The organism is Roseovarius conchicola, from assembly GCF_041403425.1.
GTDB classification, from domain to species: domain Bacteria; phylum Pseudomonadota; class Alphaproteobacteria; order Rhodobacterales; family Rhodobacteraceae; genus Roseovarius; species Roseovarius conchicola.
Genome location: NZ_JBGEHK010000001.1, coordinates 148382 through 162381, shown reverse-complemented (window position 1 = coordinate 162381; position 14000 = coordinate 148382). Strand labels below are relative to the sequence as shown.

Here is a 14000-nt window from a genome sequence, read left to right as displayed (position 1 = left end):
ACAAAAACGAAGGCGTCGCGATTTGACCAGCGCATAAACATGGTGACTTCCCCTTTTTGATCCATAGCGGTCATGACCCTCCATTCCATATATGATGGTGATAAGATTTCTGCTCCAGATTTACGCCTCATCGAATGGGCACTCGAAACAGATTTACGTCAGACGTCTTTGCGTGACTTTGAAGCCCTGGCAGCGGCACACCGTTCTCGGAAAGGTTCACCAAATGGGTCAACATATCCAAATCGATCAGGCCGGAAAGGGCTAACATCAAAAGCAGGCTGCCGCCCCAACACCAGATCGGCAATTGCATCACCCATCCCGGCTGACAGGGTGATTCCGGAACCACAGGCCCCAGCCGCAGCATAAAAGCCAGACACGCCGGGAACAGGCCCCAGAATGATTTCTCCATCCGGAGTGTAGGATGACAACCCGCACATGTAACTGGAGAATTGAGCGTTCTCAATTGCCGGAAAGAAGGCTCCCAGACCTTCGTAAGCATCCGCAAGAATATCCCAGTGTTCCTCTCCTCTTGTCGGCGAAAAGACGGCGGGGTCATCGGGTAATTCACGGGCGTCGAAAGTGGCGGAAAGCGGTTCCTGTACACCAAGAATCAATCCGCCGACTTCGGGGCGCGTATAAGCGGCAACATCGGGAAGGATCGTTACCGGATGTTCTCCTCCATATGTCTCTGAAGGCTCTGTAAACCAATAATGACTCCGCACCGGTGCCATGGGTAACGGAAAACCGACTTGTTGCGAGAACACCGCTGCCCAGGCGCCACAGGCATCAACAACGGTGCCACACGCAATTTGGCCGGTATCGGTTACGACACCCACAACCTTGCTGTTGCGCATCACAACATCCCGCACATGTGTGCGTGGGCGCACCACGGCGCCACGCGCGCGCGCAGCCCTGATATAGAACATGGCCAAGAGATAAGGATCGATATACCCGTCAGTGGGCAGGAAAGCCGTTTTGAGAACAGTGCTGGTATCCAGCCACGGAACCATCATACCGACCTCTGTTGCACTCGGCCATTCAACGGGAATATCCCATTTCGATGCATCGCGCGTCATGGCGTCCAGTTCTGCCACGCGATCTTCAGACGCCGCGATACGAAGGCTACCAACCTTGTGATACCCCGCTTTCTCTCCCAGCTCTTCTTCGAGTACGGGTATGGTATCAACAGTCAGTTTCGCCAAAGGCGTTTTGGACCATTTGGTAGACGATTGCAGAACCAATCCGGCTGCCCGGCTCGACGCTGCGCTAGCCAAGTCGTTACGTTCCAACAGTAAGGTTTTTCCAGCGCCCTTGCATGCCAGGTGATAGGCGATTGAGGCACCGACGACGCCACCTCCGACAACTACGTGATCAAATGTTTCCAAGAAGACCCCACACGGGAGAAATGATCGGCGATTCCGTCTTCGCGACACTATACGCAGGAACGTAATCTGTCAGTATGAGAAACCGTCGGCAGCCCGCTCCTGGCACTTACCGGAAATCCAAGGCTTATGATGAACTTCTGATTTGCTATCGACCACGAACATTCAGCAGCCAACGGCATGCGGCCGAACTGTCCTGCAAGGCGGACGTTTCGCTCAACTCTCGCTCAGCGCGACTTTCATGTCTTTGACTTCATAGATCACTTCGCCGTCCGCTTCGACGATGCCGTCGGCGACGCCCATGGTCAGGCGGCGGGTCTGGATCGCCTTGGTGAAATCAATCTTGTAGGTCAGCATTTTGCGATCCGGGCGCACCATGCCTTTTAGCTTCACCTCGCCCACGCCCAGCGCATAGCCGCGCCCCTGCCAGCCGCGCCAGCCAAGGTTGAAGCCGGTCAGTTGCCACAGCCCATCAAGGCCCAGACAGCCGGGCATGATCGGGTTGCCCGGGAAATGGCATTCAAAGAACCAAAGGTCGGGGGTGATGTCGAACTCGGCCAGCACATGGCCCTTGCCATGCGCCCCGCCATCGCCGGAAATATCCGTGATACGATCCATCATCAGCATGGGAGGTTCGGGCAATTGCGCATTGCCGGGACCAAAAAGCTCGCCACGGGCGCATTTCAGCAGATCGTCGCGATCAAAGCTGCTTGGATAGTCGGCCATGCGGATGGCTCCTTATTTGCCAGTCGGTCCTGTCCGAGCGACCTCTAGCATCCGCGTATTGCCGCTTGCAAGCCCGCCCCTGAGCACAGTGGCATTGCTGCATCGCAACATGACGTGCAAAAAGAATTGTCAATCTGCCCTCTCACGCCCTATATTGTCAGGAGGAAAACGGGAAAGACGATCATGACGCCGCAAGCTACATCACGTGGAACCGACTGGCTGACCGATGCCGGATTGCGCCCGACGCGCCAACGCGTCGCGCTGGCGACATTGCTGGTGGGGGACGGGCAAGACCGCCACGTCACCGCCGAAAGCCTGTTCTCCTCGGCCAAGGACATGGGCGAAAGCGTGTCGCTGGCCACGGTCTACAACACGCTGCGCGCCTTTTGCGAGGCCGGGATTTTGCAGGAAGTCACGGTGGATGGCTCAAAAAGCTATTTTGATACCAACACCCATGACCATCCCCATTTCTACTGGGAAGACGAACATAAGCTGACCGATGCGCCTGCCGACCAGTTGGAAATTTCCCGCGTGCCCGATGCGCCTGAGGGTGCAGAAATCGCCAGCGTTGACGTGGTGATCCGCCTGCGCCGGAAATGAGCCCCGCCGTGGGGACGCGGCACGGATCATCTGGCTGAGCGACCTTCATTATGACGAAAGCCCGGTTTTGGGCCATGATCCCGTTGCCCGGGTCGAGGCGGCGATTGACTATGTGAATGGGTATTATCCGGGCGCCGATCTGTGCGTGATCAGTGGTGATCTGGTCGAGACCGCCTCGGACGCCTCTTACACATCCGTGATCAAACGTCTGAACCGGCTGGCCATGCCCTGGGTTGGGGTGCCCGGCAATCATGACCGGCGCGCTTTGTTCCTGAAGCATGTCCCGCAAAGTGGCACCGCGATGCCGGATTTTGCGCAATGGGCGATTGACCTGCCGGGGCTGCGGGTGATTGGCCTTGATACGCTGGTCGAGGACAAGGATCACGGGTGGTTGTGCGAGGCCCGGCTGGATTGGCTGAGGGCGCAGTTGCAGGCTGGGGATGACACCCCGACCATCCTGTTTCAGCACCACCCGCCTGTCGATCTGGGCCTGCCGATGCTGGACCCGGATCGTTTGCACAATGGCGACGCGCTTCTCAGCCTCTTGGCGGAGTGCCCGGCGGTGAAGCAGCTGTGTTTTGGCCATGTGCATCGCCCTGTGTCTGGCGTTGCGGGTGGGCTGGCTTATACCGGGCTGCGCGCGGCGCTTTATCAGGCGCCGCCGCCGGTTCCGGCCTGGGACTGGAGCACGTTCAAACCGGTGCTTGAGGCCCCGGAACTGGGTGTTGTAACCTGCCGTGCGGATCATATTGGTATTCAGACCTTGCCGTTCTGTGACGCCGCCCTTGGGGTTGCATCGGGGCGGATTTGAGCCAGCCGAAAGGAACAAACTATGCGCGCAATCAGCTATGACACATTCGGCCCGGCCAGCGAGGTTCTGGAGCTGGGTGATTTGCCCACTCCGACGGCTGAGGCGGGCGAGGTTCTGGTGCGCCTTGCGCGCTCGGGCGTGAACCCGTCGGATGCCAAGGCCCGTGCAGGGGCGCGCCCGGGCGTGACGAAACCTGCCTTCCCGCGCATCATTCCGCACTCGGACGGGGCTGGTGTGATCGAGGCGGTGGGCGCTGGCGTTGACGCGGCCCGCGTGGGCGAACGTGTCTGGGTCTGGAATGGCCAGTGGCAGCGCGCTTTTGGTACCGCAGCCGAGTATATCGCCCTGCCTGCCGAACAGGCGGTGCCTTTGCCCGATGATGTGTCCTTGGATCACGGCGCGACGCTGGGCATTCCGGGATTGACGGCGGCCCATACGGTGTTTGGCGGCGGGGATGTTGCGGGCAAGACCCTGCTGATTTCCGGCGGCGCAGGCGCGGTGGGCCATAACGCGGTGCAACTGGCCAAATGGGGCGGGGCCACGGTGATTGCCACCTGTTCGGCGGGGGCGTCCGAGCGCGTGCGTGCCGCCGGGGCCGATCATGTGCTGGATTACACCAGCCCCGATCTGGCGGCGGATATTCTGGAGGCCTCGGTCGGCGGGGTTGACCGCGCGGTCGAGGTGGAGTTTGGCGCAAATGCCGCCATGCTGGCCGAGGTGCTGCGCCCGGGCGGCACGGTGGCCGCCTATGGCTCGGGCAAGGAGATGACGCCCACCCTGCCCTTCGGCCCCTATCTGTTCAAGGCGATCACCATCGACATCACTCTGATTTATCTGCTGGAGACGGCCAAGCGTGACACCGCCATTGCCCTGCTGCACGGGGCGCTGCAAAGCGGCGGGCTGACCCCGGCAATCCACGCGCAGTTCGATCTTGCCGACTGCGCCAAGGCGCATGATGCGGTGATGGCCCCGGGGCGCACCGGGGCGGTTCTGTTGGATATTGCCTAGGCGCGATCAGCCGATCGAGATCAGTTCGATATCAAAGGTCAGGTCCTGGCCGGCCAACGGATGATTGGCGTCCAGTGTGACCTGCTCCTCGGTCACCTCGACCACGGTGACGGGCATCACCTGTCCTTCGGGCGACTGCAATTGCAGCTGTGTGCCGATATCCAGCGGGATGTCCGCCGGAATTTCACCGCGCGGCACGGGCTGGCGATTGCCCGGATCAATCGGACCATAGGCCTGATCCACGGGCACCTCGACGGTTTTCTTGTCACCCACGGCCATGCCCGGAAGCGCCACATCGAGGCCGGGAATGATCTGACCAGACCCAACGGTGAATTCCAAAGGATCGCGGCCATCCGAGCTGTCAAACACCTCGCCATTTTTCAACGTGCCGGTGTAATGAATGCGCACGGTGTCGCCCGCGTTAACCTGTGTCATGAAAGGTCCGATCCTGAGAGTATGTGAATGGCAAGGCCGGGCCATGTGGCGCGGGTGCTTGTGTGGGGGCTGCAACGGTAAAGAGGTGGGTGCGGGATTGCAAACCGGTTGCCGGATCGGCCCTTTGTCACCCGTACAATTCCCCCCTTCCCCCCTTGCGCGCGCCGTGCCACTCTGTGCCGGATTTCGGAGGGTTTCATGCCAATCACTACCTGTATTTTCGATGCTTATGGCACGTTGTTCGACGTTGCCGCCGCCGCCCGGATTGCCGCCGCTGAACCGGAGCGCGAGGCCTTCGCCAAGGCCTGGCCACAGATCGCCGCCCATTGGCGCGCCAAGCAATTGCAATACACCTGGCTGCGCGCGGTGATGGATCAGCACTGCGACTTCTGGGATGTCACGCAGGATGGGCTGGACTGGGCGCTGGAGGCCGAAGGGCTGGGCGATGATCCCGAGCTGCGCGAGCGCTTGTTACAGCTGTATTGGGAATTGGAAGCCTATCCCGAGGTTCCCGCCATGCTGGCGGCCCTCAAGGCCAAGGGGATGAACACCGCGATCCTGTCCAATGGCTCGCCCCCGATGCTGGAGGGGGCGGTGACATCGGCGGGGATTGGCGATGTGCTGGACGACGTTCTATCGGTGGAAAGCGTGGGCATCTTCAAGCCTGCGGATGTGGTCTATGATCTGGTCTGCGGGCGGTTTGGCTGTGTGCGCGACGAGGTGTTGTTTGTGTCCTCCAACGGCTGGGATGCCGCCGCTGCGGCGGGCTATGGGTTTACCACGGCCTGGGTCAATCGCGCGGGCGAGCCGATGGACCGCCTGCCTGCCAAACCCGGCACGGTGCTGTCCGACCTGACCGGCATCCCGGAGCTGGCCGCCTGATGCCCAAGTTTGAAACCTCTGATGGCGTCACGCTGCATTACGAGGATCAGGGCAGCGGCCCTGCCGTATTGTGCCTGGCGGGCCTGACCCGGAATGTGACCGATTTCACTTATCTGGTGCCGCATCTGCCCAATCATCGTGTGATCCGCATGGATTATCGCGGGCGGGGGCAATCGGACTATCCGGACGATTACATGAGCTACAATATCATCCGCGAAGGGCAGGATGCGATTGAGTTGCTGGATCATCTGGGCTTGGACAAGGTCACCCTGATCGGCACCTCGCGGGGCGGGTTGATCGCCATGCTGTTGTCGGTGACCGATCACGAGCGGCTGAACGGTGTAGTGCTGAACGATATCGGCCCCGAGGTGACGGCCGCGGGGATCGAGCGGATCATGGATTACGTCGGTAAAGAGCCGCCGTTTGACGATCTGGATGCTGCCGCCGTGGCGTTGCAGGCCGGTCATGCCGAGGGGTTTCCCGATGTGCCCCTGTCGCGCTGGCGCGAGCAGGCGGAGTTCATGTGGACCAACAAACCCGGTGGCGGTGTGGGCCTGCGCTATGACGCCCGGCTGCGCGATGCGTTGATCGGACAGGCGGGTGTGGGCGAGGCCCCGGACCTTTGGCAATTGTTTGACGGGCTTGAGGGGCTGCCGCTGGCGGTGATCCGGGGCGAGAACTCGGATTTGTTCTCTGCCGAAACGCTGGAGAAGATGCAGGCCCGCAATCCGGCGATGACCGTGGCGGCCGTGCCAAATCGCGGCCATGTGCCCTTTCTGGATGAACCCGAAGCCCTTGGTGCGATCCGTGCCGTTCTGGAGCAAGTGACATGAATATCGAGATGATCCGCGCCGCGGCCACCCGGCTGAAGGGGCATGCTCGGCGCACGCCGCTGCTGTCTTCGCCCTTTCTGGATGAGATCGCCGGGCGGCGCGTGTTGGTGAAACCAGAATGCCTGCAACATACCGGCAGTTTCAAGTATCGCGGTGGGCGTTCTGCGGTGTCGGCATTGGACAGTGATGTACGAGCGAAGGGAGTGCTGGCGTTTTCCTCGGGCAATCACGCACAAGGCGTGGCCTTGGCGGCGCGGGAATTCGGCACCTCGGCGGTGATCATCATGCCCGCCGATGCGCCGCAGATGAAGATCGACAACACACGTGCCCTAGGCGCCGAGGTGGTGCTGTATGACCGGGCCAATGGCGAAAGCCGCGAGGCGTTGGGCGAGGCCCTGCAGGCCGAACGTGGCCTGACCCTGATCAAGCCTTATGACGAACCGCAGGTGATTGCCGGGCAAGGCACGACCGGCTTGGAAATTGCCGCGCAGGCCGCCGAAGTAGGCGTGGAGAGCGGCGAGGTTCTGGTCTGTTGCGGCGGTGGCGGGCTGACCAGCGGGATCGCCCTTGCGTTGGAGGCTGACGCCCCGGGCCTGCGCGTGCGGCCATGTGAGCCGGAAGGGTTTGACGATGCCACCCGGTCGCTCGCCTCGGGCCATATCGAGACGAATAACGCGCAGTCGGGCAATATCTGTGACGCCATCCTGACCCCTGCCCCGGGACAGATCACCTTTCCAATCATGCAACGGCTGTGTGGTCCGGGATTGGTTGTCAGCGAGGACGAGGCGCTGCAGGCGATGGCGATGGCCTTTCAGCGGCTGAAAGTGGTGTCCGAACCGGGAGGAGCCGTGGCGCTGGCCGCCGCGCTGTTCCGGGCGGATCAGATCGAAGGCGATGCGGTGATCTGTACTATATCGGGTGGGAATGTGGATCCGGAGATGTTCCGGAAAGCGTTGGAACGGTTCGGGGCGTGAGCGCGACGCCCCAGCACTCCGGTGGTGACGGATTGTTCGGCCTCCGAACGTCCGCTTTGGAGTCCTAAGAGGCCCTCGCTGCTACGCGCCCAGCCGATTAACAGCCGCGCAGCGGCCCGGCCATCGTCAGCCCCTCCCTTGGGCTGGCGATTTGTCTGGCCAAGGCGCTGCGCTCGTTCTGTGGATGTGTTTTGCAACCATAAAGCGCCCCGAAGCAAATGGTGGGTCGCCACCCCAGGGGCTGACGCTGTCCTGCGATAGCTGGTACGCGGCGAAGGAATGCTTTGTCCCGCATCACCGTCGATCAGTTGTCACGTACATTCGGTGTGGCGTTGGCAAAGTCTTCCCATCCGGTCTAGGCTTTTCCAAAGCTCCGATTGCTGCGAGTCAGCCCCCAGATATCTTACAGGACCACACCCATGACCGAGTTCACGATTGCCAGTTTCAACGTCAAAAACCTGATCGGGCCGGATAAGGAATACTACGAATTCCAGACCTACACGCCCGAGGAATACGCCTGGAAAGAAGACTGGCTGGCCGATCAATTGCTCAGCATGAATGCCGATGTGGTGGGGTTTCAGGAGATTTTCGAAGAAGACGCCCTTCAGGCCGTCATTGCCGAGGCCGATGCGCGGGCCAATACGCTGAACGCGGCCACGATCCCCGATAAATCCAAGCGCTATCATCGCAAGGTGATTTTCCGCAAACTCTCGGTCGAACCCTATACCGATGCAGCCCTCGCCTTTGCGCCCAACGCGGCGGATGAGGGGATACCTGGCAAACGGCGCCCCGGGGTGGCCGTGTTGTCGCGTCTGGGCTTTGCCGGCGCCCCCGAGATCATCCAGAACCTCGCGACGCCTGTAACCATACCGTTTCAGCCCCTGCGTGGGATGCATGGCGACAAGGATGCGGGTCAATACGTCCTGCGCCGTCTGTCGCGCCCGATCCTGAAGGTGCGTATCCCGGTCGGCGATCAGGTGATCACCGTTTTCAATTGCCACCTGAAATCCAAGCTGGGTGAGCATTTCAAACCGGACGGGGCCGAATATGCCCCCGAAGAAGACCTGACGCGGTATGACCCTGTCGGGCGCGCTTTGGGATCGCTGCGTTCAGCAGTGCGGCGGATGGCCGAGGCCTGGGTATTGCGGCGTGAAATCGTCAAGGAATTACAGGCGGGCAACCCGGTCATGGCGATGGGGGATTTCAATGATGGCGAACATGCGGTGAGTTCGGAAATCATCGCCGGGGAGACGCCATTCAAGAATTACCAATGGATGCTGCGGCATGATGCCAAGGAATACTCGGATCGCTATTCCGCCGAAGAAAACCTGCAGATCAAGGAAGACATCGCCCGCATGCGCCTGCATTCGGCGGAAAAACTGTTCGTGCGGAAAAGCTTGCGCGACATGGTTTACACCTCGGCCTTTGGCGGCGTGTTTGAAAGCATCGACCAGATCTTCATGTCCCGCCATTTCCACCCTGATCACGAAGGCCGCATCGGCGAGATGAGCTATTTCAGCGTGTTCAATGACCATCTGACCGATGGGTCCCATGCCGAGGCGCCCTATAACAAGCTGGCCTCGGATCACGGGCAGATCATGGCCCATATCCGCCTATCTGGCGGGGGCAGGAAATCCTGACTTAGGCGGCGCACGAAAATCTGTTACCTTCACTGCCATTGAAAGACCAAAGACCTTTTGACTGACCTTTTGTGAGAGTGGCGGCATTTTAGAAGGTAAGATTTTGTGCCCTGTACCGCCCAAGACCGTAATGGACTTATTAGACACGCGCCTGATGATTTTGGCGCTTATGGCCGCCATGGGATACGGGCTGGCCACGATTGGAATGAAACTGGCTTCGGGCCACTGGACCATGCTGGCCGGAGGGCTGATCCTGCTGGGCTTTTTCGCCGCGATGCAGTCTGAAATCATATTGATGCGCGGCGTCGAGCTGGGGGTGCTGTACCTCGTCATCATCGCCGCCGAGACGTTGATCGTTCTGGGCTATGCATTTGCCATCGGCGAAGGACTTTCCCTGCGCGAAAGCTTTGGCGCGCTGCTGATCTTTGCCGGGATTGCGGTGGTGATGGAGTGACACCGCTGCTATGGCTGGGCGATGACGCGCTTTACTGCAGAGAGCGGCCTTGCCCTAAGCTATCGTGACAGCGGACCAGCCGATGGACCCGTGCTGGTGCTGGCCCATGGGTTGGGCATGGACCTGCGGATCTGGGATCCGGTGGTGCCGCTGATGCCCGAGGGCTTGCGAATTGTGCGCTATGATATGCGCGGGCATGGGGGCTCGGACACGCTGGCGCCGCCTTACAAAATGGGCGCGCTGGTGCGCGATGCCGAAGCCCTGTTGGATCACCTTGCCGTGCGCGACTGTGTGTTTCTGGGGTTGGCCATGGGCGGGATGGTAGCCCAAGGGCTGGCGGTGAAGCGGATGGATATGATCCGCGCGCTGATCCTGTCCAACACCACCTCGAAAAGCGGGCCGCCCAAGGCATGGCACGAGCGCGCCGACGCCGCGCTGAGCGGCGGGATGGAGGCCGTGGTCGAGCCGGTTCTGGCGCGCTGGTTTTCCAAAGCCTTTCTGACCTCGGAGGCCGCCGATCCATGGCGTGACATGTTGCTGAGCCAAAACCCCCGCGGCTATGCCGGGGGATGCGCTGCCATCGCGGGGACGGATTTTTACACGCCCACCAGCGGGTTACGCCTGCCCTGCCTGGGGCTGGCCGGGTCCGAGGATCGCGCGATCCCGCCTGATCTGGTGCGTGAAACCGTTGATCTGATTCCCGGATCGCAGTTTGAACTACTGCGCCGCGCGGGCCATCTGCCTTGCGTCGATCAGCCAGAGGCTTTTGCCCGGGCGGTGAGCCGTTTTCTGCACGAGATTGGCCATCTCTGACACGAACTCGCCACAGGCACGCGAAAACGACCCGTGCCGTCGCAAAGCAGGCAGCAGCCAGTCACAGCCACCCCCTAGGGTAAAAGGATGTCCGACACAGCCCTTCCCGATATCCGGCGTGGCTATGCCATGGCGCTGATGGTGACCAGTTCGATCCTGATCAGCTTTGGCGGGCTGTTCATCCGGCTGATGGAAGAGGCGGATGTCTGGCAAATCATGGCCTATCGGTCGGCCGCGTTGATCCTCGTGGTGGGGCTGATCATGGGGGTCCGGTTTGGCCGCGCGACCCCCGCCACGGTGCGTGCCATCGGGCGGCCGGGCCTTCTGGCCGGGGTTCTGATGGCCGGGGCCACGTTCAGCTTTCTGCAATCGATCACCAATACCAGCGTGGCCAACACGCTTTTCATGCTCAGCGGCATCCCCTTTTTCACCGCCGCGCTGGCGCGGGTGATCCTGAAAGAGCCGCTGACGCGAAACACCCTGATCACGATGATCTGCGCCTCGGTGGGAATCGCGGTGATGGTGGCGGGCGGCATCGGGGCGGGTTCGCTTTACGGCAATCTGATGGGGCTGGTCACGGCGCTTTGCTTTTCCGGCTACGCGATCATCGTGCGCCGCCATCGCGGGGTGGAAATGCAGCCCGTCCTTCTGGTGGCGGGCTGTCTGGTTCTGGCCGTGTCGCTGATCGTGACATGGCATGATCTGGTGATCCCGCTGCACGATATTTTCCTCTGTTTCCTGCTGGGCGGTGTGCTGTCGGGCGGGGCCAACCTGATGTTCATTATTGCCGCGCGGCATATCGCGGCGGCGGAATTGACGATCTTCATGCTGCTGGAATTTGCCCTTGGCCCGCTCTGGGTGTGGCTGGTGTTGAACGAGGTGCCGCGCGCAGCGACACTGATCGGTGGGGCCATCGTGATCGGCGCGGTCGGGCTGCGCGCGCTGACCGAGCTGCGGCGAACGCAACGTCGCCCCCCAACTGTCCCCTTGTGACCCCTTGCAACCGGGTCACGCCCGGATAGGGTGCGGTAAGGGCGCGGTGCCCGCCGGAGCGTCCATGCGTCTGAACCTGCCCACCACTTTTGTCCTGCTGACGATCATGATCGACGCCATGGGCATCGGGCTGATCATGCCGGTGATGCCGGACCTCATTCAGGAGGTTCAGGGCGCGGGCCTGTCCAACGCGGCGATCTGGGGCGGGATCCTGACCACCACCTACGCGGTGATGCAGTTCGTGTTCGGACCCATTATCGGCAACCTGTCGGACCGGTTCGGGCGTCGGCCAATCCTGCTGATTTCGCTGTTCGTCATGGCCGCCGATTACATCGTCATGGCGCTGGCAGGCAGCATCTGGCTGCTTTTGGTGGGTCGGATCGTGGGCGGGATCACCGCCGCCACCCATTCCACCGCGTCGGCCTTCATGGCCGACACATTGCCGCCAGAAAAACGCGGTCAGGGGTTTGGCATGGTCAGCGCCGCTTTTGGCCTTGGATTCGTACTGGGGCCGTTGATCGGTGGCATCCTTGGCGATCTGGGCACGCGCGCGCCGTTTTATGCCGCCGCGGCTTTGGCCGGGGCCAATTTTCTTTTCGGCCTGCTGATCCTGCCCGAGACGGTGACGGATGAAAACCGACGCCCCTTCCGCTGGCGCCGTGCCAACCCGCTGGGAGCTTTCGCCAATGTCAGCGCCCTGCCCGGGCTGGGACGGATGCTGATCGTGTTCTTCCTCTACCAGGTCAGTTTCAACGTCTACCCGGTGATCTGGTCCTATTACACGACCGCGCAGTTCGGCTGGGACAGCTCGATGATCGGGGTTTCATTGGCTGCTTTCGGGATCTCGATGGCGATTGTACAGGGTGGCCTGATCCGATTGGCCCTGTCGAAGCTGGGCGAGAGGCGCACGGTGTTCCTGGGTTTCGTGTTTGGCATTGTCAGCTTTATCCTGTTGGCCATCGTCACCAGCGGCTGGTTAGCTTTGGTCCTGACCCCCATCGCGGCGATGGCGGCAATGGCGGCCCCGGCGATCCAGGCGCTGATGTCACGCGAGACCGCCGCCGATGCCCAAGGCGAATTGCAGGGTGTGATCGCGTCGGTTTCGGCATTGGCGATGATCGTCTCGCCCCTTTTGATGACCCGGGTTTTTGCCTATTTCACGGCGGATGATGCACCCATCTTCCTGCCTGGCGCGCCCTTTCTGGCCTCGCTTCTGCTGCTCTTTGTCGGCATCGCGCTGTTTCTGACCCAGAACCACAAGCAGACCTCCAAAAGCGCCCCCTGACGCCGTTTTCGCGCTTGAACCCTTTGAAGAATCGCTGTCAGGCTGGACACAAATCGAACGAGGGACCCAGTCATGACCACGATCAAAGCCGCCGTCTGCCATGCTTTTGGCACCCCTCTGTCTGTCGAACCTGTCGAACTGCGTGCCCCGCAAATGGGCGAAATCGAAGTCGATCTGCACGCCGTCGCGATCTGCCATTCCGACATCACGTTTGCCGATGGCGGCTGGGGCGGGTCGTTGCCTGCTGTCTATGGCCATGAGGCGGCCGGAAAGGTCAGCGCGCTTGGTGAGGGGGTCACAGGGCTTTCGGTTGGCGATCCCGTGGTGGTCACCCTGATCCGCGCCTGCGGGCATTGCCCCAGCTGTGGTGAAGGCCGCCCGACTGGGTGCGAGACACCCTATGACGGCGATGCCGGGCCGCTGAGCATGCCCGATGGCGGCAAGCTGCATCAGGCCATGGCCTGTGGTGCCTTTGCCGAAAAGGTGGTGGTGGATCAATCGCAAGCAGTGCGCATTCCCGAGGATATGGCCATGGATGCGGCCAGCCTGCTGGCCTGTGGTGTGATCACCGGCGTGGGCGCGGTGGTCAATGCCGCGGGGTTGCGCGCCGGACAGGATGTCGTGGTGATCGGTGCCGGAGGCGTGGGCCTGAATGCCATTCAAGGGGCACGGATCGCTGGCGCGCGGCGCATCGTGGCCGTGGACATGAGCGAGGAAAAACTGGACGTGGCGCGCCAGTTCGGGGCTACCGATGGGGTGTTGGGCAGCGAAGACAAACCTTGGCGTGCCGCCAAGGCGGCCATGGGGCGCGGGGCGGATGCCGTTCTGGTCACCGTGGGCGCAGCGGCGGCTTATGATCAGGCGCCGCGCTATCTGGCCGGGGGCGGCAAGGTGATCATGGTCGGGATGCCAGCCACGGGCGCGGAATCGCGTTACGAGGCGGCCAATTTCGCCGCCGTCAGCCAGTCCATGGTGGGCTCCAAGATGGGCAATGTGGTGATCAAGCGCGACATCCCGTGGATGGTCGACATGTATGGTCAGGGGCGGCTGAAGCTGGACGAGTTGATCTCGAACCGCTGGAGCCTTGAGCAGATCAACGAGGCGATTGCCGACACCAAGACCGGTTCGGCCCGGCGCAACGTGATCATGCTGAAATAGGCGCAG

15 protein-coding genes are annotated in these 14000 nt (G+C 61.5%); 12 read left to right on the top strand and 3 right to left on the bottom strand.

Annotation, left to right across the window (positions count from 1 at the left end; all coding sequences use genetic code 11):
- Positions 1 to 158 precede the first annotated feature (158 nt).
- Together V6N02_RS00730 and fabA are read right to left on the bottom strand one after the other, a co-directional pair.
- Positions 159 to 1385 carry an NAD(P)/FAD-dependent oxidoreductase gene (locus tag V6N02_RS00730; protein WP_371223294.1) on the bottom strand — a complete coding sequence of 409 codons (1227 nt, stop codon included), beginning with the start codon at positions 1383 to 1385 and terminating at the stop codon, positions 159 to 161.
- Between the two features lie 213 nt (positions 1386 to 1598).
- Positions 1599 to 2108, bottom strand: a complete 510-nt coding sequence (gene fabA, locus V6N02_RS00725) for a bifunctional 3-hydroxydecanoyl-ACP dehydratase/trans-2-decenoyl-ACP isomerase (RefSeq protein WP_371223292.1) — start codon at positions 2106 to 2108, stop codon at positions 1599 to 1601.
- A 183-nt stretch (positions 2109 to 2291) separates the two neighbouring features.
- Here fabA and irrA point away from each other — a divergent pair, with 183 nt between their 5' ends.
- Genes irrA through V6N02_RS00710 form a run of 3 tightly spaced genes read left to right on the top strand, consistent with a single transcriptional unit; the run spans position 2292 to position 4527 of the window.
- Positions 2292 to 2708, top strand: a complete 417-nt coding sequence (gene irrA / locus V6N02_RS00720; protein WP_371223290.1) for an iron response transcriptional regulator IrrA — start codon at positions 2292 to 2294, stop codon at positions 2706 to 2708.
- Between the two features lie 25 nt (positions 2709 to 2733).
- A complete protein-coding gene (locus V6N02_RS00715) occupies positions 2734 to 3519 on the top strand; it encodes a phosphodiesterase (protein WP_371224553.1) in 786 nt (261 codons plus the stop codon).
- A 21-nt stretch (positions 3520 to 3540) separates the two neighbouring features.
- Complete coding sequence (locus tag V6N02_RS00710; protein ID WP_371223288.1) at positions 3541 to 4527, top strand: NADPH:quinone reductase; 987 nt, start codon at positions 3541 to 3543, stop codon at positions 4525 to 4527.
- A 6-nt stretch (positions 4528 to 4533) separates the two neighbouring features.
- On the opposite strand, the gene V6N02_RS00705 is transcribed toward V6N02_RS00710, so the two are convergent.
- Complete coding sequence (locus V6N02_RS00705) at positions 4534 to 4962, bottom strand: FKBP-type peptidyl-prolyl cis-trans isomerase (protein WP_371223286.1); 429 nt, start codon at positions 4960 to 4962, stop codon at positions 4534 to 4536.
- 198 nt (positions 4963 to 5160) lie between these two features.
- On the opposite strand from V6N02_RS00705, the gene V6N02_RS00700 reads away from it, so the two are divergent.
- From V6N02_RS00700 to V6N02_RS00660, 9 genes are all read left to right on the top strand, one after another.
- A complete protein-coding gene (locus tag V6N02_RS00700) occupies positions 5161 to 5844 on the top strand; it encodes a haloacid dehalogenase type II (protein WP_371223284.1) in 684 nt (227 codons plus the stop codon).
- Positions 5844 to 6677 carry an alpha/beta fold hydrolase gene (locus tag V6N02_RS00695; RefSeq protein ID WP_371223282.1) on the top strand — a complete coding sequence of 278 codons (834 nt, stop codon included), beginning with the start codon at positions 5844 to 5846 and terminating at the stop codon, positions 6675 to 6677. The genes V6N02_RS00700 and V6N02_RS00695 overlap by 1 nt, the downstream gene beginning before the upstream one ends.
- The gene (locus V6N02_RS00690) at positions 6674 to 7651 is read left to right on the top strand and encodes a threonine ammonia-lyase (RefSeq protein WP_371223280.1); all 978 of its coding nucleotides are present in this window, start codon (positions 6674 to 6676) and stop codon (positions 7649 to 7651) included. The genes V6N02_RS00695 and V6N02_RS00690 overlap by 4 nt, the downstream gene beginning before the upstream one ends.
- Before the next feature lie 419 nt (positions 7652 to 8070).
- The gene (locus V6N02_RS00685) at positions 8071 to 9291 is read left to right on the top strand and encodes an endonuclease/exonuclease/phosphatase family protein (RefSeq protein WP_371223278.1); all 1221 of its coding nucleotides are present in this window, start codon (positions 8071 to 8073) and stop codon (positions 9289 to 9291) included.
- A 130-nt stretch (positions 9292 to 9421) separates the two neighbouring features.
- Positions 9422 to 9745, top strand: a complete 324-nt coding sequence (locus tag V6N02_RS00680; RefSeq protein WP_371223276.1) for a 5-aminolevulinate synthase — start codon at positions 9422 to 9424, stop codon at positions 9743 to 9745.
- A gap of 21 nt (positions 9746 to 9766) precedes the next feature.
- Complete coding sequence (gene pcaD / locus V6N02_RS00675; RefSeq protein ID WP_371223274.1) at positions 9767 to 10558, top strand: 3-oxoadipate enol-lactonase; 792 nt, start codon at positions 9767 to 9769, stop codon at positions 10556 to 10558.
- A gap of 87 nt (positions 10559 to 10645) precedes the next feature.
- A complete protein-coding gene (locus tag V6N02_RS00670; RefSeq protein ID WP_371223272.1) occupies positions 10646 to 11551 on the top strand; it encodes a DMT family transporter in 906 nt (301 codons plus the stop codon).
- A gap of 64 nt (positions 11552 to 11615) precedes the next feature.
- Positions 11616 to 12836 (top strand): TCR/Tet family MFS transporter, encoded by a 1221-nt coding sequence (locus V6N02_RS00665; RefSeq protein ID WP_371223270.1) that lies wholly within the window; start codon positions 11616 to 11618, stop codon positions 12834 to 12836.
- A gap of 72 nt (positions 12837 to 12908) precedes the next feature.
- The gene (locus V6N02_RS00660; RefSeq protein ID WP_371223268.1) at positions 12909 to 13994 is read left to right on the top strand and encodes a zinc-binding dehydrogenase; all 1086 of its coding nucleotides are present in this window, start codon (positions 12909 to 12911) and stop codon (positions 13992 to 13994) included.
- The last annotated feature ends 6 nt before the right edge of the window (positions 13995 to 14000 follow it).

Coding starts and splice junctions, on each gene's coding strand:
- V6N02_RS00700 (WP_371223284.1), top strand. CDS start 5,161: ATGCCAATCACTACCTGTATTTTCGATGCTTATGGCACGTTGTTCGAC.
- V6N02_RS00685 (WP_371223278.1), top strand. CDS start 8,071: ATGACCGAGTTCACGATTGCCAGTTTCAACGTCAAAAACCTGATCGGG.
- V6N02_RS00670 (WP_371223272.1), top strand. CDS start 10,646: ATGTCCGACACAGCCCTTCCCGATATCCGGCGTGGCTATGCCATGGCG.
- V6N02_RS00710 (WP_371223288.1), top strand. CDS start 3,541: ATGCGCGCAATCAGCTATGACACATTCGGCCCGGCCAGCGAGGTTCTG.
- V6N02_RS00660 (WP_371223268.1), top strand. CDS start 12,909: ATGACCACGATCAAAGCCGCCGTCTGCCATGCTTTTGGCACCCCTCTG.
- V6N02_RS00695 (WP_371223282.1), top strand. CDS start 5,844: ATGCCCAAGTTTGAAACCTCTGATGGCGTCACGCTGCATTACGAGGAT.
- fabA (WP_371223292.1), bottom strand. CDS start 2,108: ATGGCCGACTATCCAAGCAGCTTTGATCGCGACGATCTGCTGAAATGC.
- V6N02_RS00665 (WP_371223270.1), top strand. CDS start 11,616: ATGCGTCTGAACCTGCCCACCACTTTTGTCCTGCTGACGATCATGATC.
- irrA (WP_371223290.1), top strand. CDS start 2,292: ATGACGCCGCAAGCTACATCACGTGGAACCGACTGGCTGACCGATGCC.
- V6N02_RS00705 (WP_371223286.1), bottom strand. CDS start 4,962: ATGACACAGGTTAACGCGGGCGACACCGTGCGCATTCATTACACCGGC.
- V6N02_RS00680 (WP_371223276.1), top strand. CDS start 9,422: ATGGACTTATTAGACACGCGCCTGATGATTTTGGCGCTTATGGCCGCC.
- V6N02_RS00690 (WP_371223280.1), top strand. CDS start 6,674: ATGAATATCGAGATGATCCGCGCCGCGGCCACCCGGCTGAAGGGGCAT.
- pcaD (WP_371223274.1), top strand. CDS start 9,767: ATGACGCGCTTTACTGCAGAGAGCGGCCTTGCCCTAAGCTATCGTGAC.